Here is a 25,068-nt window from a genome sequence, read left to right as displayed (position 1 = left end):
AATTATTTATTTAAATAGATAATAACGGGAATGGCAGCAAAGCCAACTGGGATCAGGATACCGAAAATCCAGACACCGATAAAATTGATGATTCCGTTGTATTTACTATGATTCAGACCGAAAGTCTGGCAGGCACTTTTAAAACCGTGGATCAGGTGGAAAGACAATGCAATCATAGAGATTACATAGATGAGCACCATTAAAGGATTGGTGAAAAGATCATAAGTTACAGTGTACAGATCTTTCAGCGGTTCTGCAATGCCTTCATAAGTCTGCGTAGGCATTTCACCGTAGTGGAATTTACCCCATAACTGAGAGAGGTGCAGTACGATGAAGATAAAGAGGATACTTCCCATGATCGCCATTTGGCGACTGAACCAAGAGGAAGTCTGGTTGCCCGGATTCACGGCATATTTCACCGGACGGGCAGCTCTGTTTTTGAGTGTGAGCTGGATTGCAATAAATGCATGCAACAGGATCACAATTTTCAGTCCCCATGCAATAAATTGAATTAAGCTGTTGTGACCCATAAATTGGGCGTAGCTGTTAAACGCCTTACCGCCGTCTTTGTACAACAGTTGCAGGTTCCCTACCAGATGTACGAGCACAAAACTGCAGAGAAACAAGCCGGTAGCACCTACCAATAACTTTTTACCGATAGAGGTATTAAAGAACTGTGACCACTTCATAAGTAAAAATCTAAGCTTCCTAGTATAAAAAAAGTTGTTGAAATGTCGGGCAAATTTAGGACAGGAAAAATTAAAACCAAATGATATTTATCAGTAAACCTTATTCCAGCCGTCTCAACATGACATTGTCAATCATGTTAAACAAGTGCATTGGTTGATATGTTCGCCACTTTTCGTCCTCCAGGAAATGCACATAATTGTATAATCTTGCTTTCTCGAATTCCTGGCGGGTATGCGGAGGCATGTTGAGTATTACAATCCAGCCACCATCGTCCTTAATGTCATCCCACCACTCTTCGTAATAACTGTCATCTGAGGAGTGAAAGTTCATGACATTTTCTGCAATGAGTATGAATTTCCTGATACCCTCCGCGACCATCAGATCAATGACTTCTCGTTTGAGGGTCATTATATCATTATCCAGGGTATCGTTCCATTCACCCAGGAGTTCAATAACGGCAAAATTAAACTGGTAATCGGCGTAGAGTACTTTCAGGTACAGGTTACGGGACCCGAATTCGTCCCATTGAGGGTGTACGTAATAGTTATATACGGTATTTGAGTATTCAAATTCACTGTATTCGCGGCCATAGAAGGGTGAAAGTTCATCCTCCTCCGCCGTATATAAATGGCGCCAGTTGTAATATGGCTCAATGTCGTGCATAGCAGGTTATTGGAACAAATGTGGGTTAAAATCAGGCTTTTTCAAAATCCTCCACGGCTTTTTTAACGCTGCCAGCCTTTAGGAGCAGGCGTTGCGCCTCTTCATAATCCGTCAGGGAAAGTTGTTGCATCAGCATTTTCACGCCACGGTCTACCAGTTTTTCGTTGCTGAGTTGCATGTTGACCATTTTATTATCTTCTACTCTTCCCAGCTGGATCATCACAGCGGAGGAGATCATATTCAGAACCAGTTTCTGGGCGGTACCGCTTTTCATACGGGTACTGCCGGTGATAAATTCAGGGCCTACTACTACTTCCACCGGGAAATCTGCGGAAGCGGAGATAGGAGATTCTGGGTTACAGCTGATACTACCGGTGGTAATACCATTACTGCGGCATTTGTCCAGCGCACCTATTACATATGGGGTGGTACCGCTTGCAGCGATGCCTATCACCACATCTTTGTCGGTAATACCGAATTCCTGGAGGTCTTTCCAGCCTTGTTCCCTGTTATCTTCTGCGAATTCCACTGCTTTGCGAATGGCTGCGTCTCCCCCTGCAATAATTCCGATTACGAGACCATGTGGCACACCAAAGGTAGGCGGGCATTCAGAGGCATCAACAATACCGAGTCGTCCGCTGGTACCGGCGCCCATATAAAACAATCGGCCACCAGCCAGCATTTTATCTGCAATTACCGCGACCAGCTTCTCTATCTGAGGGATGGCCTTTGCCACTGCCAGGGGAACTGTCTGATCCTCTTTATTAATATTTGTCAGCAATTCCTGTATGCTCATTTTTTCCAGGTGGTGGTAGTGAGATTCCTGTTCGGTAACTTTTGTGAATGCCATATTATATACGTGGTTTGAAATATTATGAATGATGATATTCGATCAGACCTTCCATAGGCGTACGAAGAATACGGCCCATCGGCAGTTCATAGAGATCGCATAGTTCCTTGATGATATCGCGGAAATTCCAGGCTACACCGCCTACAAAGTGCAGGGAGGTAGTCCAGCTTTCGCGGTATTTATAAATATGATTGAAGAAGAAGTCATTCAGTCCATCTTCCAGGATATTCTCAATCATAAAATGCTGGCGGTTTTCCGACAGAAATGTTGCAAATCCAGCCAGGTAACGGTTTGCCAGGGGTTTACGGTATACATTCTCCAGGATTTCATCCTTGTTGGTATTGTATTTCTGGTCAAATCGGGCCATCAATTCTTCATCAAAGGTATTATACAGATAATATTGCAATACCTTTTTCCCAAGATAAGCACCACTTCCTTCATCTCCAAGTACATATCCCAGGCCAGGATTGTTCTTAATAATACCATTTCCGTCATAGTAACAGCTATTGGAGCCGGTACCGAGGATACTGGCAATACCTGGTCCGCGGCCGCATAAGGCCCTGGCAGCGCCCATCAGGTCGTGATCTACTTCAATGTTGGTATCTGGCCATACAGCTTTCAATGCCGCCGTCACGGCGCTTACATTCTTTGCCTGGGAAAGACCGGTGCCATAAAAATAGATATCGTCTATCTGTACCCCTGCTGGCAGTTGAGGCAGTAATTCCTGCCTAAAAATTTCGACAATCTGTTCTACCGTCTGAAAGTAAGGACTAATACCCTGGGTTTTGTATGGTCCGGGGGCCGCTGCCCCAAGTAGGCCCCATTCGGCCTTGGTAGATCCGCTATCAGCTATCAGCTTTATTTTTCCAGGCATGTCCGTTTATTTATCAATTTAAAGATTCGTAAAGGTTTGCACCCGATTATTGCTATTTTTGTCACAATTTAAACAAAAGCGTTCCATAAAAACAAATAGGGATCTTGAAGTTTAGGTTGCAAGACTGGTCATAAAATTCGCGGGATAATCATCAAATTATGTCAAACAGGAAGCTGAATGTTTTTTTACCTCTTTTAATGGCTGTGGTGTTGGCACTGGGAATGTTCCTGGGTCATAAAATGCCCGGCTCCAATACAGGCGGTACCACTGTATTCTTTACCAAACCTGATAAAGGCCCTGTACAGGAAGTACTGGACCTGATCAAAACTAAATATGTCGACACCCTCAATACTGAAACGCTCCAGCAGGAAGCCATAGAAGGCATTCTCGCACATCTGGACCCGCATTCTGTATATATTCCACCTTCTCAGCTCCAATCGGTAAATGAAGATCTGGAAGGCAACTTCGAAGGCATTGGCGTGGAATTCAATATTACTGCCGATACAGTGAATGTTGTATCAGTGATCAGCGGTGGCCCCTCTGAAGCAGCCGGTCTGCAAACCGGAGATAAGATCCTGAAAGTCAATGATTCCATCGTTGCCGGCGTTGGTATTACCACCGATAAAATCCGTAAACTGCTCCGCGGTCCTTCTGGCTCTGAAGTGGCCACTACCCTGCTGCGCAACAATAAACAGATCGTTGCTAAAATCAAACGTGGACTTATCCCACTGTATAGCATCGATGCCAGCTATATGATACAGCCGGAAGTAGGTTATATCAAAATCAGTAAATTCTCTGCCAAAACTTATGACGAGTTCCTGGAAGCCATGCGCAAGCTGACAAAAGCCGGCATGAAGAAACTCATCATAGATGTAAGACAGAACCCTGGCGGCTTTATGGACGCTGCCACCCGCATTGCAGACGAACTTCTGGGCGATGGAAAACTGATCGTATACACCAAAGGAAAAGATTTCCCTCGGACCGACTTCAAAACCAAACGTCCGGGTATGTTTGAGAAAGGCGCACTGACCATCCTCACAGATGAAGGTTCTGCCTCCGCCAGTGAAATCCTTGCCGGTGCTATTCAGGACTGGGACAGAGGTACTATCATCGGCAGACGTACCTTCGGTAAAGGACTGGTGCAGGAACAATATGACCTGGACAACGGTGGCGCACTGCGTCTGACAGTTGCCCGCTACTATATTCCTTCCGGACGTAGCATCCAGAAATCATACTCCAACGGCCGCGATGCTTACGATGAAGATATCACTAACCGCTTCAATCACGGAGAACTGGTGAATAAAGACAGTATCCATATCACAGATACCGTTCCTTACCAGACAGCTTCTGGTAGAAAAGTATACGGCGGCGGCGGTATTACACCGGACATTTTCATTCCGTTCGATACTACCCGCTTCTCTCCTACGCTGATGGCGATCTATACACGTAATAGCTTTAGCAATTTCGCATACCATTACTATACTTCCCATAAAGAAGAGTTTGCGCAGTATAAAGATGCTGAAGATTTCACCCATAAATTCCAGACTACACCTGCTCTCTTTGATCAGTTCAAAGAATATGCGAAGAAAGACAGCGTGCCTGGAATGGATAGGCTGAGCGCCAAAGACGAGACGGAGATTAAATCCCGGATTAAAGCGCTGCTGGCGAGACAGCTGTATCGTAGTCAAGGGTTTTATGAAGCGATTAATGCTACGGACCCTGTGGTGAAGAAGGCACTGGAAGTGCTGGATAAAGAGAATTAATTATCTATTTTGATTGTTTTAAAAAAGTGAAACGACCGGCAAGCCGGTCGTTTCACTTTTTTTGTTTTGTTCCGCGCCTGACGGCGCGGGGGCCTACGGCGATAATGCAAAACGATTAGCAAGTAGGGAGGTAATTTTTTAGCTCCATCGAGAGAAGGTAGTATATATTTTGATCGTTTAATAAAGTGAAACGACCGACAAACCGGTCGTTTCACTTTTTTTGTTTTGTTCCGCGCCTGACGGCGCGGGGGGCCTACGGCGGTAATGCAAAACGATTAGCAAGTAAGGAGGTAATTTTCTAGCTCCATCGAGAGAAGGTAGTATATATTTTGATTGTTTTAAAAAGTGAAACGACCGACAAACCGGTCGTTTCACTTTTTTTGTTTTGTTCCGCGCCTGACGGCGCGGGGGGCCTACGGCGGTAATGCAAAACGATTAGCAAGTAAGGAGGTAATTTTCTAGCTCCATCGAGAGAAGGTAGTATATATTTTGATTGTTTTAAAAAGTGAAACGACCGGCAAGCCGATCGTTTCACTTTTTTTGTTTTGTTCCGCACCTGACGGCGCGGGGGGCCTACGGCGGTAATGCAAAACGATTAGCAAGTAAGGAAAGGCTATTGCACGCTGGACAGTTCAGCCCTAACGGTGAGGGAGCCGTCGGCGGTAATGTAAAACGATTAACAAATAGTGACTGCGAAGGAGACTACGGCGTTGGTATTATGCGATTGTGTGAGTACAAGATGAATTTGGAGAGACACGTGTCTGCCGAAGGCTAATAAAAAAAGAGCGACCGCAGGTGCGGTCGCTCTTTCTATTTAAATATGGTCAATTAATTATTGCGCTTTACGCTGCATTTTAGGCAAGCTTTGAACGATGAGGTCATTCATCACATTCACCGCTTCATCCAGGTAGATATCTTTGGTTCTGGCCTTTAACCAGTCTTTATTACGCGCCACTTTAGTGGAGTCGTTACCAATTTTATCCAGATCCACTTTCATGGAGGTGATGTTCAGTTCCTTCACCTTTTCATTGATGCTGTCATATTTCTTCAGGGCAGCAGTGTTTACTTTCTGTTCTGCCTTGTAAGTATTCATGTTCAGGGAATAGCTTTCCTGTTTCTCCATCCTTTTCAGGGTAGCGATATTTTCATTCAGCAGTTTGAATGCAGGACTGGCAGCCATTCTCTTCTCACTGTTCTTCTGCAATGGTTCTACATTTACAGGATTAGACCAGTAATTAAAATTAGACTTAGGAATTTCATCCCATGCCAGCGCATCGCTGTCTTTACGCTCAGATACTTCATAATAAGGATCTGGCAGCACGATGTCTGAAGCCACCCCTTTTAACTGAGTGGAACCGCCATTAGCGCGATAGAATTTCTGTTGGGTGAGTTTCAATGCACCCAGACTCTGACCATCTTTGGCAGCATAGAAATCATCCAGAGAGAACAGACGCTGCACGGTACCTTTACCGAAGGTCTGTTTGCTACCGATGATCACTGCACGTTTGTAATCCTGCATAGCAGCCGCCAGGATCTCAGAAGCAGAAGCACTGTATTCATTTACCATGATCGCCAGCGGACCATCGTACTGTACATTTTTATCGCGATCACGCAATACTACGGCATCGCCGCCACGGGAACGTACCTGTACAATCGGGCCTTCCGGTACAAACAAACCAGCCATCTGTACTACTTCAGGCAGAGAGCCGCCGCCGTTGAAGCGCAGATCCAGGATAATACCTTCTACTTTCTCCGCTTTCAGTTTGGCTACTTCTTTCGCTACATCATCCGCACAACGGGCGCCATTACGGTCGTTGAAGTCGGAATAGAATTCCGGCAGATAGATATAACCAATTTTATGTGTACCGTTGATGACTGCTGATTTAGCAAAGGTTTCTTCCTGCACGATTTCATCGCGAACGATGGTGATGACCTTCACGGTACCATCCACGCTTTTCACGGTGAGTTTTACGGTAGTACCTTTGGTACCGCGGATCAGTTTCACCGCATCTTCCACAGGGTAACCCGTGATATCCACAGGTTCTTTGTCTCCCTGGGCAACTTTCATAATCACATCATTTGCTTTCAGGTGCCCTTCTTTCCAGCTAGGGCTACCTGTAATGATACTCAGGACTTTTATTTTACCATCTTCCTCTTTAAGGCCAGCGCCAATACCAAAGAATTTACCCGCCATTTGTTCTTCAAACTGACGTTTTTCATCAGGAGGGAAGTAGTCGGTATGTGGGTCCATGGTAGAAGTGATCGCGTTCACATAGAGGCTGAAGCGGTCGTTATCGTCCTGGTGATTTTTCAGTCTTTCGAAATAACGATCATACAGTTGTTTCACCTTTGTACGGGCTTCGACTTCCAGTTGTTGATCGGTTTTATTTTTCACGCTGTCTTCCTTGGATTTATCGCGGATTTCCTGGAGATCGGTTAATTTCTCCATGGTGCGGTATTTCAGGACTTTGCGCCAAGCTTCATACCGGGCGTTTTCATCTGCCGGGTAATCAATTTTGTCTGCATCCAGTACTACGTTTTCATCCTTGGTGAAATCGAAGGGTTCTGCAAGAATTTTGGGGTAGATGGCCGCTGCTTCTGCCACGCGTTGTTTGATTACTACGTTGACATTACGGAAGCAATCCAAAGGAGCGCCCTGCAGTTCATCATCGATGTGGGTAGACAATGGCATCAGGGAGTTGATGTCTGATTTCAGGAAGAATTTCTTCTCAGCATCCAGACTACGCAGGTATTTATTAAAAGCTTCTTTGGAAAAGGCATCATCAATCGTCTTCGGTTGGTAGTGGCCCTCTTTCAGCATTTGGCCTACCAGGTTCATTATTATCTCATAACGACCTGGAGGATCGCCATAATGACCCATTTTGGTAAAGGCCAGTACCCCTACAGAGAGGGTGATCAGCACTACCGGGATTATCACTTTCAGTCTCATATGTAACTCAGTTGAACAACAATATTGTCAAATCAAATATAAAGTAATTTCATCCGTCAGAAATGGAATTATTTACCTTTTTAACAAAAATTTGGCCGGGCTGAAATGCCCGTCCTCCTTACTCTGGATAACGAAAAAAGCACCGGGAATGTTTGCTTTTGAAAATGATCCCGTTTTATCTTAATTCTTCACCAGTTTATAGATGGCTCCTTTGAAGCCATTACGTGTAGAAGCGCTGGTCAGCATATACAGCTCCCCTTTCTCATCTTCGCCCCAGCTAAGGATTTGGAGGTTATCTTCCGGAGTATTGGTAAACTTCAGGTCTGCCCTTGTCCACTGGGAGCCATTCGGAACGAGTACAAATGCTTTCCCATTGTAATCCCCAAATACGTAGAGCCCTTTCAGTGATGGTATAGCATTGCCTCTGTATACATAACCGCCTGTAATACTGATACCCAGATCATGGTTATATTCATGGATGGGTGGGATCAGTTTCAGTTTATTCGTTCCCGGAGGTACGTTGAAATCATGGAAACCCTCCATGATGCGCCAGCCGTAGTTACCTCCTTTGCTGATGATATCCACTTCTTCATACAAATTCTGTCCTACATCTCCTGCGAAAAGTTTGCCAGTTCCTCTGTCGAATGAAAAGCGCCATGGGTTACGCAGGCCATAGGCCCAGATTTCCGGTTTCGCGCCGGTTGTTTTTACGAAAGGATTATCAGCAGGTACTTTATAAGGTTTGCCATTTACATCTATGCGAAGAATTTTCCCCAGCCAGGTACCCAGATCCTGGCCATTTCCGATGGTACCGTGTTTGTCTCCACCACCACCACCATCTCCAAGTCCTACATAGAGGTAGCCATCCGGGCCGAAGGCCAGCTGGCCGCCATTATGATTGGATTCCGGCTGATCCAGTTCAAACAGTATCCGTTCAGAATTGGGATCAACGGCATTGGGGTTGCTGGCAGACACGGTGAATTCCACCAGTTTGCTCTTATGATTCAAGCCTTTTACCGGATTGGGAACAGGCGCACTATAGTAGAGATACAGTTTATGATTTTTCTTAAACTGGGGATGAAAAGCCATGCCCAGCAGGCCTCGTTCATCATAGGCGGCATTGATCTTCACCATTTCTGCGCTAACGTCTGCAAATGGCTGTGGCAGGAGCTTTCCGTTCTGCACCACCCAAACCTTACCTTCTTTCTGGCAGAAGAATAATCTGCCACTGCCATCATGCGGCACTGCCATATTTACCGGGGATATGAACTGATCTGTTACCAATTCCAACTTTACTGTTCTGGCAGGCGGTTCCGCCGGGGTAGTGGGTTCTCCGGCCCTGGAAGTAAGGGTATTTAGTGCCGACAGCAATATAAGTCCGATAAAACGGTATCTTTTCATAGAATGCAGAATTTTAGCAGGATAAAAATAATCAATGGGAGGAATAATCCGCATAGATTTGATGGATGGCATTTATCAATTATTGGGATTATTTTAACGACCTGTTTACCTTCGTGTAAAATTTCAACAGCTTGGACTCGAAGGCATCTACCAGTACGGACGCATACGCTTCACTACGTTACCCGGAATTCAACTATTACCTTGTTATTCGCTTTGCCCTTGTATTTGCGCTGGCGATGCAGTTTGCTATTATTGAATGGAAAGTAAATGAACTGGCCAGAGATCCTTTTGCATTGGGATTGATTGGTTTGTCGGAGGTTATTCCCGCGGTACTGCTGGCTCCATTCGCAGGACATATTGTGGATAAACGGGAAAAACGCGGGCTGCTGCTGAAATGTGTCATTGCCTATATTTTCATTTCCACGGGGTTATTTTTACTCACTTGGGACCAGGTAGTAAAAGGTATTCCTACTCATTGGGTATTAAACATGATTTATGCCCTGGTGTTCCTGGGTGGGATTGTGCGGGCTTTTACCAGTCCTTCTACCTTTACATTGCTGTCGCTGTTAGTTCCTAAACAATTATATGCCAATGCTTCTACCTGGAGCAGTTCTGCCTGGCAGATAGGCGGAGTGCTGGGACCGGCGCTGGGCGGGTTTCTCATCTATCTTTTTGGGGTACATTGGTCTATGTTGCTGGTAGTAGCTATATTCCTGGCGCCATTGTTCAGTCTTATCCAAATAAAGCCCAAACCGATCTATTACAAAGGTGGTGAAGGATTTGTGGATAGTCTTACCAAGGGTATAAAGTTCGTTTGGAACACCAAAGTGGTATTGGGCGCTATGGCCCTGGATATGTTTGCCGTACTTTTTGGAGGGGCTATTTCCATGCTGCCGGTATTTGCTACAGATGTCCTGCATACTGATTCTCTTGGATATGGTATTCTCCGTTCCACGCCGGCAGTAGGTTCACTCATTACGATGTTTATCCTGGCGCATAAGCCATTGAATCATAAACCGGGTATCAAACTGATGGCAGCGGTATTTGCTTTTGGCCTGACCATCATTGTATTCGGATTATCGACGACTTTCCTCTTATCTATGGCTGCATTGTTGTTTGGTGGCGTATTTGATGGGGTGAGTGTGATTATCCGGCAGACTATTCTGCAGTTGAAAACGCCGGATGAGATGCGTGGACGGGTTGCTTCAGTGAGCTCTATGTTTGTGGGATCTTCCAATGAGCTGGGCGCTTTTGAAAGCGGGTTTATGGCAAGGGCCATAGGATTGGTTCCATCTGTCGTACTGGGAGGCTGTATTACATTGGGAGTGGTGGTCACCACTTATATCATTTCTCCGGCCATGCGTAAGCTGGACCTGAAGCCCTGACGATCGTCAGAGCTTCATATCTTCTTTTAATCTTTCCAGGACGTAGTATACTGCCGGGCAGATAGTGCTGTTATTGTAGGTGATATTTGGGCGTTTGTAGAAGTCGTGGCTATCGGTGTACGGGTAGTTATGACAGTCTCCTGGTCTTACATCGTAGATGCCGCAATAGTTATCTGCGCCCAGGAATGGGCATGGGCTTGACTTCACCACATAATCTTCGTCTTTATCGATACGGAGGTAGGTATCGATGAAGGCGGCTTCCTTCATCCCCAGGAATTTGGAAATGCGTTTGATATCGGGCGCTTTAAAGCGGGGGCTGATGGATTTGCAGCATCCGGCACATTCGAGGCAATCTATTTTGCTGAATGCTTCCTCATGCAGCTCCGGGAGGAGTTTTTCCACTCCTTTTCCGCGCCTGGTTTGTAGTTTCTGGAGGAACTGTTTGTTGGCTTTCTGTTTATCTTTCGCTTTCTGTTCCCAGTTTTCAAGTAAGTTGCTCATTGGCGCAAAGATAGGCATTTCATAGATGGACAATACTATGACATTCCCTGACTACTAAAAGTGGTTATTTATCACCGATTTAACCAGCCTGGTGGCGGAGGTTTGGCAGTTGCTTAAAATCGTCATAGCTTTGCGCATTCTATTTCAAACTACCTGCTTACATCATGAATCTTTTTGATACTCAACAAAATGAATTCGTGACCCGTCACATAGGGCCGAATGAAGCTGAGAAGAGCCAGATGCTGGAAACCATAGGCGTTGCCAATCTGGACGAGCTGATTAACAAAACTGTACCTGGCGCTATTCGAATGAACACGCCACTGGCTATTCCCGCTGCGATAAGTGAAAATGATTACCTGCGCCATCTGAAAGAGATTTCACTGAAAAACCAGGTTTATCGTAACTACATCGGTCAGGGTTACTTCGACACGATCACTCCTAGTGTGATTTTACGTAATGTGTTCGAGAATCCAGGATGGTACACCCAGTACACTCCATATCAGGCTGAGATTTCTCAGGGCCGTCTGGAAAGTTTGCTGAACTATCAAACCATGGTAAGTGATCTTACCGGTTTACCAATTGCGAACGCCTCCCTGCTGGATGAAGCTACTGCGGCGGCTGAAGCAATGACGATGTTCTTCAATACCCTCAACAGAGATCATGACCACCTGAGCAGGCCTAAGTTTTTTGTTGACGAGCATGTTTACCCACAAACGCTCGATGTTATCTACACCCGCGCTACTCCTCTGAATATTGAAGTTGTAGTGGGTGATTATAAAACTGCACAAATCGATGCGTCTTTCTTCGGCGCGTTGGTACAATACCCTAACAACCTGGGTGCTGTAGAAGATTACCGCAACTTTATAGACTCCGTACATGCTGCTGGCGCATTCGTAGCAATGGCTACTGACCTGCTGGCATTGACCTTGCTGACTTCTCCTGGCGAACTGGGAGCAGATGCTGCATTGGGTTCTGCACAGCGTTTCGGCGTTCCATTAGGTTTTGGTGGTCCTCACGCGGCATTCTTCGCAGTGAAAGATGACTTCAAGCGTACTATTCCTGGTCGTATCATCGGCGTAAGTATCGATGCACAAGGTGGCCGCGCACTGCGTATGGCGCTCCAGACCCGTGAACAGCACATCAAACGCGAAAAAGCTACTTCCAATATCTGTACTGCACAGGCATTGCTGGCTAATATGGCCGCTATGTACGCAGTATACCATGGTCCGGAGGGGCTGAAAAATATTGCTACCCGTACTGCTAAACTGGCGAAGACTTTGGGCGACAAACTCGCTGCAAAAGGTCTGCAACTGGCTGCTAACAGCTTCTTCGATACTATCGTTGTAAGCGGCGCCGATGTAAAAGCCAAAGCAGAGGGCGCTGGTATCAACTTCCGTTATTTCTCTAACGGTAATGTGGGTATCTCCCTGGATGAAACCGCTACTATCGGCGATATCAATGATATCCTCGGTATCTTCGGAGCAGGTAACACCGATGCGAATGCAGTGAACAGCAATTCTACCGCTATTCCTGAAGCGCTGGTACGTACTTCTCCATTCCTCACTCACCCGCATTTCAACAGCTATCACAGTGAATCACTGATGATGCGTTACCTGAAACTGCTGGAGAACAAAGATCTGTCGCTCAATACTTCCATGATTTCTCTGGGTTCCTGCACCATGAAACTGAATGCAGCCACTGAAATGATTCCTTTGAGCTGGGCACACTGGAGCAAAATGCATCCATTTGCGCCTAAAGATCAGACAGGCGGTTACCAACAAATGATCACTGAACTGGGTCAATATCTGAGCACTATCACCGGCTTCGACGCTTGCAGTCTGCAGCCTAACAGTGGCGCTCAGGGTGAATATGCGGGTCTGCTCGTGATTCGTGATTATCATGAGAGCCGTGGCGAAGGTCACCGCAACATCATGCTGATTCCTATTTCCGCACACGGTACCAACCCTGCATCTGCAGTAATGGCTGGTTTCAAAGTGGTAGTAGTGAAAGCGCTGGAAAACGGTTACATCGATGTAGATGATCTGAAAGCGAAAGCTGAACTGCATGCGAAAGATCTGGCTGGTATCATGATCACTTATCCATCTACCTACGGCGTATATGAAGAAAGTGTGAAAGATATCTGCGCTACCATCCACCAACATGGCGGACAGGTATACATGGATGGCGCCAATATGAATGCACAGGTAGGTCTGACCGCTCCTGGTCTGATTGGTGCAGACGTATGTCACCTGAACCTGCATAAAACCTTCGCTATTCCTCACGGTGGCGGTGGTCCTGGCATGGGTCCAATCTGTGTTGCAAAACACCTGGCTCCATTCCTGCCTGGTCACGTAGACCTGAACGGCGGTACTTCCAACAATGCGGTATCTGCTGCCCCTTATGGTTCTGCCAGCATCCTGCTGATCTCCTACGCTTATATCCGTATGCTCGGATTTGATGGCGTTAAGAAAGCTTCTATGTATGCTATCTTCAATGCCAACTACATGAAGGCAAGACTGGAAAAAGCATATGATATCCTGTACAATGGCGTGAATGGTACCTGCGCACACGAATTCATCGTGGATCTGCGTCCGTTCAAAGCTGCTGCTGGTATTGAAGCGGAAGATGTGGCAAAACGTCTGATGGACTATGGCTTCCACGCTCCAACTATGAGCTTCCCTGTTGCCGGTACTATCATGATCGAGCCTACAGAAAGTGAAGATAAAGGCGAACTGGATCGTTTCTGCGATGCACTGCTGTCTATCCGCGAAGAAATCCGCGCAGTAGAAGAAGGCAGAGCAGACAAACAAAACAACGTTCTGAAAAATGCGCCTCATACACAGTTCGTTATCACTGCCGATGAATGGACCCGTCCATACAGCCGTCAGCAAGCTGCTTACCCACTGGAGTATGTTAAACTGAATAAATTCTGGCCTTCTGTAAGCCGCGTTAACAATACGCATGGCGACAGAAACCTCATCTGCACCTGCGAACCAGTAAGTGCTTACGAGGAAGTAAACGCATAAGCTTTACCCAGATAGTAAGATACAACAGGGCAGTCCGCAAGGATTGCCCTGTTTTTTTATCGCCAGAATTCACCTTCCTGTCGCGCTAACAAGAAGTTTCATCTCAACACCACTGTGCGAACCCCGCTATTTTTCTTACCTTTCTGTCATGGAGGGCAGCCAGCAATACAATTACCGCGTAATCGGGCTTCATGTGCTGATATGGAGCCTTATTCTATTGCTCCCTTACCTTATCTCCAATGCTGCCAATGATTACAAAATTGGCCCTCTTCCGGGTCTGTACTTCACCTTGGCCGGCGTTATTCATATGGTCATTTTTTACTGTCATGCATATGTGCTGTATCCGAAATGGTGGAACCAGAAACATTGGTGGTTGTATGTTATAAGCGTGGGCATTTTGATCATGGTATCATTCCAAGTGAAATGGTTCCTGCTGGTACATTGGTTTCCGGAGGTATTGCATGATACAGCCGCCTACAAATTTGTATTTGCTCCTTCCATTATAGTGTTTGTTTTTAGTCTGATTTATTGTCGGGTGATGGCAGCCATTGCACGAGAAAAGCGCGTGAAAGAACAACAGGCCCAGCAACTGGCAACAGAACTGAAGTTCCTTCGCTCTCAGGTGAATCCGCACTTCCTTTTCAATGTGCTCACCAACCTCGTAGCATTGGCCCGTAAAAAATCTGATCAGCTGGAACCTGCGCTACTAAAGCTTTCCGAGCTGATGCGCTATATGATGTATGATGCTTCTGGAAAAAAAGTAAATGTAAACAGGGAAAGGGAATACCTCGAAAATTATATAGCGCTACAACGCCTTCGGCTAGGAAACAGTGTGCAGATCAACTTCCAGTTGCAAATGGATGAAGTTACAGCCAACAGTGAGATGGATGCGATGTTACTTATTCCATTTGTGGAAAATGCATTCAAGCATGGCATTGATCTCCCGAAACAACCTACCATTAACATCCTCCTCTACGGGAAAGATAAAGTGCTTACTTTTGAAGTCAGCAATCAATATGCAGATCATGCCCCAGCTCATAAAGATGATGGGTCCGGCATCGGACTTGCTAATGTAAAGGCAAGACTACAGCTGCTTTACCCGGATCATTACACACTAACTATTTCAGATAAATATCCTGACTTTCAAATAAAATTAATCCTTGAATTGCCATGATACGTTGCATTGCAGTAGATGACGAACCACTGATCAGGGAATTGTTGGAAGATAATATCCGACAGATTCCTTACCTGGAACTGGTGGCCACTTGCAGCAATGCCACGGAAGCGTTGGCTGTATTGCAAACAGAAAACATAGATCTTATCTTCCTGGACATCCAGATGCCACGCCTTAATGGTATTAGTTTTTTGCAATCGCTGCCGCATCCGCCTATGGTGATTTTTGTAACTGCATATGAACAATATGCCATCGAAGGATACAATTTGCAAATTGTGGACTACCTGCTGAAACCCTTTAGTTTCGAGCGTTTCCTTAAAGCTTGTAATCGCGCGCAGGAATTATTTAAGATGAGACAGCCAGTTCTCCCTACTATTTTCCCTCCTTCATTTTTCGTGAATGTGGAATATACCCTCGTGAAGATTAACCCTGAAGAAGTATTGTATGTGGAAGCATTGAAAGACTATATCAAGATTCATTTTCGTCAGCCAGCAAAACCAGTACTTACCCGCATGACCTTAAAGGCCATGGAAGAAAAGCTTTACCCTCCTGCTTTTCTGCGCATACATAGATCCTTTCTGGTGGCGGCTGCCGCCGTGACGGCTATTAAGCGGGATATGGTGTGTATCGGGGAGACAGAAATTCCTTACAGCGACTTCTACAAGCAACAGATGGAGTTACTCCTGAAATAAGTATACAGAAATGATAATTCTGTCGGCACACTTGCACCCCTGATCTACAGCACAAAAAACGCCTTCTCTTTGCCGGTAATTTTGTTTGCAGATAATCACATCTGCCATGAAACACTATCCGGTCATTGCTTTCATCTTTCTGTCGAGTTCCGCAACATTGCTGCAAGCGCAGGAAAAGAAGGACAGCACTTTGCTGCCAGGAACCAAAAACCTGCAACAGGTCACCATCACTGCGGGCGCATTCGATGCCAGTGATAAAGCAAAAGGCGCGTCGCTGACGCCTATTGATGCAGTGACAGTAGCGGGCAACGGCGGCGATATCAGTATGGCATTACGTTATCTTCCCGGTGCACAACAGATAGGGGAAACAGAAGGACTTTTCGTTAGAGGAGGTACTGCAAGTGAAACCAAACAGTTTATTGACGGGAGTCTGATGCCTCATCCCAATTATCCTTCTGTGCCTGGCATCATTCAGTATGCAAGGGTGAATCCGTTTTTGTTTAAAGGCATATTATTCAGTACCGGCGGCTATTCTGCCCTGTATGGGCAAGCTATGAGCAGCGCGTTGATCCTTGAAAGCGACGACTTACCAGATAAATCATCTTATTCTTTCAGTTTGTTCCCTTCCAATGCAGCAGCAGGTTTTCAGCGATTAACCTCTAACAGATTTAGCTATGGCGCCACTGTACGTTATTCTAATCAGCAATTATATAATCGTATCGTACCACAACGGCCTGATTTCTTTGCGGGCCCCAGTTATACAGAGGCAGATGCCAATTTCCGTTGGAGGGTAGGCAAAACAGGGATGTTGAAATTCTATACCAATTGGAGCAACAGCAATGTAGGGATGCGTAATCAGGATATAGACAGCGCAGCATTGAGGGACGCCTTTCAGGTCAAAGGTATGAACAACTTTAGTACGCTCAGTTATCGGGACCGCCTCAGCGATTCATGGAGATTAGATGCCAGTGCTGGCTACAACTATCTGCATGTCAGCAATCGCAATCAACTGATAGATGCCGTTGGGGCGCCCGTTAATCTGGATATGGTGCCTTATCAATATAAAGATTTAGATAGTCGGAATGCAGAACAGTTTGCGCAAGGACGTGTGGTACTGACCCACTATTTTCCAGGCAATGAAGTGCTGCGCTTTGGAGCAGAGCAGTTTTATACGCATGAAGATGGCGTATCTAATGATACATTGCTGCGGAGTACCAATTATCTCACTGCCGTTTTTGGTGAAACGGATATCATGCTGACGGATAGACTGGCTGTTAAAGCTGGCGCACGTTTGGAGTACGCTTCGTTGCTGAATAAGTGGAATCCTGCGCCACGCATAAGTCTTGCCTGGAAAGCAGGTAGTAACAGCCAGTTCAATGCCGCTTATGGGATCTTTTTCCAGGATGCATCCCAGGCTTCGCACTATATACTGAATTATACTTATAAGGCCAGCAACCGACTTTTCAGGGCGGAAGCGTATTACAAGGAATACAAGCGTCTTCCCACTCTCCTTCCAACCTATGGCTATAACGGCAACGGCTATGCGAAAGGGATCGAATTATTCTTCAGAGATAAACGAACCATTAAAAACCTGGATTACTGGATTACCTATACGTATCTGGATGCCAGCAGGCATTATATGGATTATCCTTATAGCATGCGACCGAATTATACGAGTCCGCATACCGCTACCATCGCTATTAAACAGCAGCTGCCACAGATCAATACTTTCATCAATTTATCCTGGGCTTTTGCCACCGGACGGCCATATTACAATATTCAATACACCAATGATAACCAGCATACCTATATCGCGGATCAAGGTAGTACGCCTGTGTATAATACGGTCAATCTTCATGTAGCCTGGCTAACCAGTTTCTTCAAGGGTAGTAAGTGGAAAGACTTCAGTGGCATTGGCGCTGGTGTGGGGAATTTGCTGGGGAACAAGCAGGTTTTCGGTTATCAATATAGTTATAATGGCCAGGCAAAAACAGCAATAACGCCACCGGCTACACGCAATTTTTACATTGGCATCTTTATGAGTTTTGGTAAGGATCGTACGAATGACATACTCGACAATCTTAATTAATCATCCATATAAATTACATCAAATGAAAAAAATCACCTTACTGTTATTGGCTATTTGTTTCGTTGCTGCAACACAGGCACAACAGCACTCAGACGCTTTATTGACAGCAGTTTCACGGCTCGACAAAGCCGTGTCTCCCAAAGATTACGAAGCATTGGAAAAGGAATTCAGCAATATCGCAGTAACCCGTAAAACAGAATGGCTGCCCTATTATTATGCAGCGCTTTGTAACGCACAGATTGGATTTCTATACCAGGACGACGGTGAAAAAATTGAGCCATACAGCAACAAGGGAGCAGACCAGGCTAATACCGCATTGCATTTGCTGGATACGGCTCATCAGAAACAGGAATTATCAGAATTATATGTGGTGATGAGTATGATCAATCGGACGAAAGTATTTATCAATCCTATGACTTATGGACGTAAGTATGGACCGGTAGCAGAGCAGTATCTGAAAGAAGCTAAACGCTTGAATCCACAGAATCCTCGCATGCTGTATGCTAGTGCCTGGGTAAAATATTATACGCCTAAACTTTGGGGAGGGGATAAAGGTCAGGCGAAACAACTGGCAGAAGAGAGTTTGAAATTATTGGCGGCACAGTCGGCAGATAATGTAGCTCCTCATTGGGGAAAGACTTCCAATGAAGCGTTACTGCAAAAAATGAAGTAGTTATTCACCTTAAAAATACATTGATATGCCTTTCATTATTTTAATCCTGTTACGTATTATGTTTGGGGCTTGCATGGTGTTTGTGATCGGTTATGTATTCGGGAACTTCGCTTCAAAACCGGCACTGGCAGGCATTACCAAGGTAGCAGTAGTTTTGGGAATTGTAGCTTTTATAGCCGTAAATATTATACTGATGCGTATGGCCTGGCATCGTAATGCAGATGGCAAGTGCATGGGGCCATGGTCAACGGAACGGGTAGAAAAGTAGTTTGCGGGGCTGCTTTTCAAATCGAAAGGACGTCTCTGTTATGGAGACGTCCTTTGTTTTATTTGTCAGCATGCCCGTTATCCTGATTACCTTATATTTTTTCTGCTTCGAAGCCGGCTTTCGCTACTACGGCGGCTACTTCTTCAGGCGTCTTGCCATTTGCTTCCACGGTCAGAATTTTATCATTTACTTTGGTATCCACTTCCCAATGACCGATACCTTCTTCTTTATTCAGATGTGGCGTTACTGCTGCTACACAGCCACTGCAATTGATGTTGGTTTTGAATTTGTAAGTTTCCATATTGATTCGAATTTTCAGTTATTATTAAAGTTTTGCGTATTTCAATCTTAAGCTATTACTTACTACAGATACAGAGCTGAGGGCCATTGCAGCACCGGCAATCATTGGGTCCAGTTGGAATCCGTTGATGGGATACAGAACGCCTGCTGCCAGCGGAATACCGATCAGGTTGTAGATAAAGGCCCAGAAAAGGTTCTGGCGGATCAGTTTCACTGTTTGGCGAGATAACTTAATCGCTTTTGGCACTTGTAACAGATCAGAAGAGATGAGGGTCATTCTGGCAACGTCCATTGCGATATCAGTTCCTTTACCCATTGCGATGCTTACATCTGCCTGAGCGAGCGCGTGGCTGTCGTTGATACCATCTCCTGCCATAGCTACTACATGTCCTTGTTGTTGCAGTTCTTTCACGAAGGCTGCTTTATCGGATGGCAGTACGCCAGCTTTGAAGTGGGTGATACCTGTTTTTGCAGCAACGATGGCAGCGGTTTGTTCATTATCGCCGGTCAGCATGTATACGGTTACGCCCATTTCCTGGAGTTTGGCTACCGCTGCAACTGATGTAGTTTTGATTTTATCTGCAATAGCAATTACAGCGAGGACTTGTTCCTGATTGGCGAACCAGATGACGGTAGCCGCATTCTGTAACCATTGACGGGATTTCTCTTCCAGTGTAGCCGGCACCGTTACTTTCTGGGCATCGATGTAAGCTCTGCTACCGACGAAGTATTTTTTACCGTTGTATTTTGCTTCTACCCCTTTACCGGTGATACTGTTGAAATATTCGAGGGTAACAGGTTTGACGTTATCCATATATTTCACTACAGCAGTTGCCAGCGGGTGTTCGGATTGTTGTTCCATAGAGTAGAGCACCGCGGCGGTTTCATTATTCACCGCCCAGAGGATATCTGTTACTTCAGGTTTTCCTTCGGTGATAGTACCTGTTTTATCCAGTACGATTGCATCTACTTTATGTGCCAGTTCCAGGCTTTCTGCATCTTTGATGAGCAGGCCGTTTTCGGCGCCTTTACCTACGCCCACCATAATGGCGGTTGGAGTAGCAAGACCTAAAGCACATGGGCAGGCGATTACCAGTACGGTTACCATGGCGAGTAAACCTTGTGTGAAGCCATTGTCGCCTCCGAGGATCACCCAAACAATCATGGTCAGTAGCGCGATTCCGGTTACTACAGGTACAAATATTCCTGCGATTTTATCTACCAGTTTCTGAACGGGTGCTTTACTTCCCTGCGCTTCCTGTACCAGTTTAATGATCTGCGCCAGCATGGTGTCGCCACCTACTTTTGTGGCTCGGAAACGGATAACGCCTTTCTGGTTGATGGTACCAGCGAATACTTCTGCATCTGCTTCTTTCAGTACTGGGAGCGGTTCGCCGCTGATCATACTTTCATCAATATAAGAACTGCCGGAGATCACTTTTCCATCTACAGGGATTTTTTCACCTGGTTTTACGAGTATCAGATCATTTACTTGCACCTGGGAGAGTGGTATTTCTACCGTTTCATCCTCATTACGTATAACCGTTACCGTTTTAGGTTGTAAGCCAATCAATTTCTTAATAGCGGAAGAAGTATTTGACTTTGCTTTTTCTTCCAGGAGTCGGCCTAATAATATAAAGGTGATTACTACTGCGGCGGCTTCAAAGTACACGTGGGCGTGTAATCCGCGGCTATGCCAAAATTCAGGATTCAGGGTATTGAATACGCTGAAGATATAAGCGATACTGGTGCTGAGTGCCACGAGGGTATCCATATTGGCGTTACCGTGGGTGGCCTGGCGCCATGCGTTTACAAAAAACTGGCGGCCGAATATCAGGACAACCGGAGTAGCCAAGGCCCACATGATGTAGTTGGCATATGGTATATTCATCAGAAACATGCCGATGATCACCAGTGGTATGGAGAAGACGATAGACCACACTGCCTTGCGTTTCAGCGTACGAAAATTTTGTTGGTGTAAATCTTCAAGGGCTTCAGCAGCAGCTTCGCTGTCGTCTGTTACGAGGTCATAGCCTATTGATTGAAGGGCTGATTTCAGGTTTTCAGGCGAAACTACAGTGGGTTGATATTCTACAGTAGCGCTGGAGTTAGCGAAGTTTACTCCTACGTGCAAAACGCCTGGAGTTGCGCCTAACATAGATTCAGCACTAACGGCGCAGGATGCGCAACTTAATCCGGTAATGGGAAAGGTTTTCTTTATTGTTTGTTCCTGTACTTGCATATGTTTCAAATTGACTATACAAAGGTCGTTCACATACAGGCGGGAACTGTTATACAATCTTTACTATGATTTATATAATTTCTTGGGGGCATAAAAAAGGGTGTCTCAAACATATTTGAGACACCCCTATATAATGATAACTATATATTAATACTATTTCAGAATGCTTTCGAGGACTTCCAGTTTACCATCGATAGGTTGGGTAATGGTAAGGCCGAGAATGCGTGCTACCATTGGGTATACGTTTACGTTTTCGAAAGTAGCGAGGCGTTGATGCGATTTAAATGCAGGGCCCCAGGCCATGAAAATGGCGTTCATATCTGTCAGGTTGTTGTCGTAACCATGGTGGCCCAGAGGTGGTTTGCGGGAACCGGATTGGAAAGCATATCCAGGTTCAGCCACCAGGATGATATCTCCAATACGGTTATAGATATCTTCCTGACCATAATGCCAGCGAACAGGTGTTTCCTGTTTCAGATAAGCAGTATAATGGTTTTCGTGTTGCTTCAGGTACTCATAAGCTTTCTGAATATCTTCCGGCTTCTCTCCGTAGTACATTGTTTTTTCTCCGCCGGCTAAAACTTTCAGCGTAGTGAGCACGGTGTCTTCCGGCATAGGAATGGCATGGTCATTATCAACTTTCAGCATACCATGATCGGACACAATTACGAAGCTAACTGGCAAATTCAGTTTATTCACTTCTGCCGTCATTTTAGCGATAGCAGCATCTACAAACTTCACCGCTGCGCGAACGCTGTCGCTGTCCGGACCGTAACGGTGGCCGGCATGGTCTACTTCAGGGAAGTAGAAGGTAATGAGGTGAGGGCGTTTTTCTTCCGGTAATTTCAACCAGTCGGTAACCTGTTTGATACGGGAATCGATACCTGTTTTCTCCTGGTATTGGAAATAGTAGGTAGGACGGATACCTTGGATGGCTGATTCAGAGCCTACCCAGAAATAACTGGCCGTTACCATTTTGTTTTTCTCTGCCAGCACCCATAACGGAACGCCGCCGTACCAGCTGCCATCCGTTACAGCTGCCACGTTTCCTACCTTGTAGGCTTCCTTACGTTTACGATCCCAGAAATGGTTATCTACCAGGCCATGGTGGGCAGGATAGAGACCAGTGACAATAGAATAGTGATTAGGGAAGGTCAGGGAAGGGAAAGACGGCTGCATGGCTAAAGCACGCACTCCATTTTCGGAGAGGCGCTGGAGATTCTCTGCGCCATATTTCTCTGCATAGTCAAAGCGGAAGCCATCAATAGAAATCATGATGACATACGGGCGGGTTTGATTTGATGCGCTGTTGGCACGTCCTTCTACAATCTGCTGGGTGGTATCCTGTGCCTGTACCTGCAGGCCAACGAATAATACCGCTGCGACTACAATAAATAACCGTTTCAAAATTGCTTGTTTTAATGGTGACGGGGTACAACAAATGAATGCCAGATATAAAGCAGTCCGCAAATTAGGTAATATTTACTTTCTGGCCATTCCGCTGATAAAGCTGCTAATCCATTGGCCTCAAAACACATATGCAAATTTTAATAATTGATATTTTTTATTTATATTAGCACATCTGAAAAACCTTATATACCATGTCCGATTACACCTTTATGACAACGGAGGAGAACTTCCTGTTGCGGGAAGCCCTTAAGAAGAACAAACAACAACTGACGAAATTTTTCCTGGTAGGTGTTACGCTGCTGTTCCTGGCCGCCATTGTACCACAGCTTTATCTGTACACCCGTCATACCAGCATAGACGCGGACCAGTCTAAGTTTTCCTACACCAACATCTGGTTCTGGGTATGGTTGTTCAGCTTTATCATTGCGCTGATGTTTGCATTGATCAAAGTAACAGACATTCGCTACTGGTCTATCAAAAAAGATTTGACCACCTTACAAAAAGGCCTGATCCAGGCTCCGCTGGAGGCGATTTATGTAGAGAACAACGATACGCAAACCAATTTATCTATTAAGCTGGAAACAGGCCGTAAACGACTGTTTTATTGGATGCGCGGACAACTGGAAGGATACCGCGCCGGTCAGGAAGTAGAAATCAGCTACGCCAGGTATTCCAGGATTATCATTTCTATCATTCGCAAATAGACTGACTATCGTTCCATATTTTACCCATTTATTGAACACCTAACCTATGAAAACGGTCCGATCCCGATTCCTGATATTAGCCACCGCTGTATTAGCCATGCTGCTGCTGTTTGCAGCGCTGATACGTGAGGATAAACCAATTATTCGCAAACCCTTGATTTTACTGCATAAAGTAACCATCAACGGGAAACTGACAGACAGTATCATCTATAATGAGAAAGGGAGATTGTCGGAGATCTGGTTTTATGATGATATTACAGGCAAATGGGATGCACATAACAAATACGTTTATGGTCCTCAGGATAAAGTGGAAAAGGTAATGGAGTACTGGGGAAATGAACTGATGGAGATTGACTCTGTCGATTACCATCCAACGGGGTTTACCCGTTATTCTCTTTCCAGGAGAACGGCTAATGGCCTGTTAACGGATACGCTGCACTTTTTCACTAATGAAGAAGGTAAGCCTATCCAGATTGGCAAAATGGATACGGTCATCTATAACAACAAAGCCTACCTTACCTATGATGCGATCCAGTATCGCAATGCCAATCCACAGAAACATACTGCATATGATTACTTTCCGGCTTCCGAAGAAAGTCAGACATATACCAGTCACCAGGTAATTACAGAGCAGGAATACGACAGTAATCCTAATCCGTTCTCCGCCTTGTGCAGGGATTATCCGGGAATTGCAATGGCTACTTTCAACCGGAATATTTTGTTTGCCGACGCAGCCAATAATATGACCAAACGAACAGTAACCGATTCTTATTCCGGTAGTCTTTCCAGTACGGCCAGCGAGTCGGTATTGTGTAGTTATCGATATGATCCGGTAACACAACTGCCGCTGGAGCAATCCTACATTAAATATGAGTTGAACGACCAGGAAAAACCTGTGCGAAAGAAATACAATATTCAGTTCTATTATCAGCAGCAATAAGCTGTTGCGAAAATTATTCCGATGCTGGAATTTCCTTAACTTGTGAGGGAATTTCAGCATTGGTATTTTATGGACATAGAAAAATTCAGAGAATACTGTCTCTCTCTTCCTGGCGTAACAGAAGAATTTCCCTTTGGAGAAACAACCCTTGTATTCAAGGTGATGGGCAAGGTATTTACCTTGACAGATCTTGAGCTGTTTGAATTTATTAACCTGAAATGTGATCCGGAAGAAGCGGTGGAATTGCGGGAACGCTATGAAGGCGTAACACCGGGCTATCATATGAACAAAAAGCATTGGAATTCAGTAAGTATGGATTCCGGTATCTCCAATAAACTTATCCTGGAGTGGACCAAAAACTCTTATGATCTGGTTGTAAAAAGTCTTCCTAAAAAGGTACGGGAAGCGCTGCAATCACAGCAGTGATTTGCCATATATCCTTTTTTCCAGCGGGAATAAGCCAGCTTTTTATT

General features: G+C 45.3%; 21 protein-coding genes. 11 read left to right on the top strand and 10 right to left on the bottom strand.

From position 1 onward, the window contains the following. Positions 1 to 2: 2 nt before the first annotated feature. The 4 genes from CLV59_RS02735 to CLV59_RS02720 form a co-directional block, all read right to left on the bottom strand. The gene (locus tag CLV59_RS02735; protein ID WP_111590462.1) at positions 3 to 689 is read right to left on the bottom strand and encodes a succinate dehydrogenase cytochrome b subunit; all 687 of its coding nucleotides are present in this window, start codon (positions 687 to 689) and stop codon (positions 3 to 5) included. 100 nt (positions 690 to 789) lie between these two features. Then, positions 790 to 1,353, bottom strand: a complete 564-nt coding sequence (locus CLV59_RS02730) for a hypothetical protein (RefSeq protein WP_111590461.1) — start codon at positions 1,351 to 1,353, stop codon at positions 790 to 792. Between the two features lie 31 nt (positions 1,354 to 1,384). Beyond that, a complete protein-coding gene (gene murQ, locus CLV59_RS02725; RefSeq protein WP_111590460.1) occupies positions 1,385 to 2,203 on the bottom strand; it encodes an N-acetylmuramic acid 6-phosphate etherase in 819 nt (272 codons plus the stop codon). Positions 2,204 to 2,225: 22 nt separating this feature from the next. Further along, a complete protein-coding gene (locus CLV59_RS02720; RefSeq protein WP_111590459.1) occupies positions 2,226 to 3,077 on the bottom strand; it encodes an N-acetylglucosamine kinase in 852 nt (283 codons plus the stop codon). Positions 3,078 to 3,235: 158 nt separating this feature from the next. Here CLV59_RS02720 and CLV59_RS02715 point away from each other — a divergent pair, with 158 nt between their 5' ends. Then, positions 3,236 to 4,840 (top strand): S41 family peptidase, encoded by a 1,605-nt coding sequence (locus CLV59_RS02715; protein WP_111590458.1) that lies wholly within the window; start codon positions 3,236 to 3,238, stop codon positions 4,838 to 4,840. Positions 4,841 to 5,672: 832 nt separating this feature from the next. Here the strand turns inward: CLV59_RS02715 and CLV59_RS02710 are convergent. Both CLV59_RS02710 and CLV59_RS02705 read right to left on the bottom strand, forming a co-directional pair. Then, positions 5,673 to 7,790 (bottom strand): carboxy terminal-processing peptidase, encoded by a 2,118-nt coding sequence (locus tag CLV59_RS02710; RefSeq protein WP_111590457.1) that lies wholly within the window; start codon positions 7,788 to 7,790, stop codon positions 5,673 to 5,675. Between the two features lie 180 nt (positions 7,791 to 7,970). Then, positions 7,971 to 9,191, bottom strand: coding sequence for a PQQ-dependent sugar dehydrogenase (locus CLV59_RS02705; RefSeq protein ID WP_170137632.1), 1,221 nt, complete (start codon positions 9,189 to 9,191; stop codon positions 7,971 to 7,973). A 131-nt stretch (positions 9,192 to 9,322) separates the two neighbouring features. On the opposite strand from CLV59_RS02705, the gene CLV59_RS02700 reads away from it, so the two are divergent. Further along, positions 9,323 to 10,576 carry an MFS transporter gene (locus CLV59_RS02700; protein WP_111590455.1) on the top strand — a complete coding sequence of 418 codons (1,254 nt, stop codon included), beginning with the start codon at positions 9,323 to 9,325 and terminating at the stop codon, positions 10,574 to 10,576. Between the two features lie 6 nt (positions 10,577 to 10,582). Here CLV59_RS02700 and CLV59_RS02695 read toward each other — a convergent pair whose 3' ends face one another. Then, a complete protein-coding gene (locus CLV59_RS02695) occupies positions 10,583 to 11,077 on the bottom strand; it encodes a YkgJ family cysteine cluster protein (RefSeq protein ID WP_111590454.1) in 495 nt (164 codons plus the stop codon). A 164-nt stretch (positions 11,078 to 11,241) separates the two neighbouring features. Between CLV59_RS02695 and gcvP the strand changes: the two genes are divergently transcribed. From gcvP to CLV59_RS02665, 6 genes are all read left to right on the top strand, one after another. Then, a complete protein-coding gene (gcvP, locus tag CLV59_RS02690; RefSeq protein ID WP_111590453.1) occupies positions 11,242 to 14,103 on the top strand; it encodes an aminomethyl-transferring glycine dehydrogenase in 2,862 nt (953 codons plus the stop codon). Positions 14,104 to 14,251: 148 nt separating this feature from the next. Then, entirely contained in the window at positions 14,252 to 15,277 is a 1,026-nt protein-coding gene (locus tag CLV59_RS02685; RefSeq protein WP_111590452.1) for a sensor histidine kinase, read from the top strand. Then, positions 15,274 to 15,969, top strand: coding sequence for a LytR/AlgR family response regulator transcription factor (locus tag CLV59_RS02680; protein WP_111590451.1), 696 nt, complete (start codon positions 15,274 to 15,276; stop codon positions 15,967 to 15,969). The genes CLV59_RS02685 and CLV59_RS02680 overlap by 4 nt, the downstream gene beginning before the upstream one ends. Before the next feature lie 106 nt (positions 15,970 to 16,075). After that, positions 16,076 to 18,058 carry a TonB-dependent receptor plug domain-containing protein gene (locus CLV59_RS02675; RefSeq protein WP_111590450.1) on the top strand — a complete coding sequence of 661 codons (1,983 nt, stop codon included), beginning with the start codon at positions 16,076 to 16,078 and terminating at the stop codon, positions 18,056 to 18,058. A gap of 22 nt (positions 18,059 to 18,080) precedes the next feature. Further along, positions 18,081 to 18,731: a hypothetical protein gene (locus CLV59_RS02670; RefSeq protein ID WP_111590449.1), complete on the top strand. Its 651-nt coding sequence runs from the start codon at positions 18,081 to 18,083 to the stop codon at positions 18,729 to 18,731. A 25-nt stretch (positions 18,732 to 18,756) separates the two neighbouring features. Next, entirely contained in the window at positions 18,757 to 18,999 is a 243-nt protein-coding gene (locus tag CLV59_RS02665; protein ID WP_111590448.1) for a hypothetical protein, read from the top strand. 91 nt (positions 19,000 to 19,090) lie between these two features. Here CLV59_RS02665 and CLV59_RS02660 read toward each other — a convergent pair whose 3' ends face one another. The 3 genes from CLV59_RS02660 to CLV59_RS02650 all read right to left on the bottom strand — a co-directional run bounded on the left by CLV59_RS02660 (position 19,091) and on the right by CLV59_RS02650 (position 22,948). Next, on the bottom strand, positions 19,091 to 19,300 hold the full coding sequence (locus tag CLV59_RS02660; RefSeq protein ID WP_111590447.1) for a heavy-metal-associated domain-containing protein: 210 nt from the start codon (positions 19,298 to 19,300) through the stop codon (positions 19,091 to 19,093). A 24-nt stretch (positions 19,301 to 19,324) separates the two neighbouring features. Continuing rightward, positions 19,325 to 21,541: a heavy metal translocating P-type ATPase gene (locus tag CLV59_RS02655; RefSeq protein WP_111590446.1), complete on the bottom strand. Its 2,217-nt coding sequence runs from the start codon at positions 21,539 to 21,541 to the stop codon at positions 19,325 to 19,327. A 153-nt stretch (positions 21,542 to 21,694) separates the two neighbouring features. Continuing rightward, complete coding sequence (locus CLV59_RS02650; protein WP_111590445.1) at positions 21,695 to 22,948, bottom strand: alkaline phosphatase family protein; 1,254 nt, start codon at positions 22,946 to 22,948, stop codon at positions 21,695 to 21,697. A gap of 194 nt (positions 22,949 to 23,142) precedes the next feature. On the opposite strand from CLV59_RS02650, the gene CLV59_RS02645 reads away from it, so the two are divergent. From CLV59_RS02645 to CLV59_RS02635, 3 genes are all read left to right on the top strand, one after another. Then, entirely contained in the window at positions 23,143 to 23,655 is a 513-nt protein-coding gene (locus CLV59_RS02645; RefSeq protein WP_111590444.1) for a hypothetical protein, read from the top strand. Between the two features lie 46 nt (positions 23,656 to 23,701). Continuing rightward, positions 23,702 to 24,595 (top strand): hypothetical protein, encoded by an 894-nt coding sequence (locus CLV59_RS02640; protein WP_111590443.1) that lies wholly within the window; start codon positions 23,702 to 23,704, stop codon positions 24,593 to 24,595. 69 nt (positions 24,596 to 24,664) lie between these two features. Further along, positions 24,665 to 25,021, top strand: coding sequence for an MmcQ/YjbR family DNA-binding protein (locus tag CLV59_RS02635; RefSeq protein ID WP_111590442.1), 357 nt, complete (start codon positions 24,665 to 24,667; stop codon positions 25,019 to 25,021). Positions 25,022 to 25,068: the final 47 nt, after the last annotated feature.

The organism is Chitinophaga dinghuensis, assembly GCF_003259435.1.
Lineage (GTDB): Bacteria > Bacteroidota > Bacteroidia > Chitinophagales > Chitinophagaceae > Chitinophaga > Chitinophaga dinghuensis.
The sequence above is the reverse complement of the archived record's forward strand: the minus strand, read 5'-3'. Positions and strand labels throughout refer to the sequence as shown.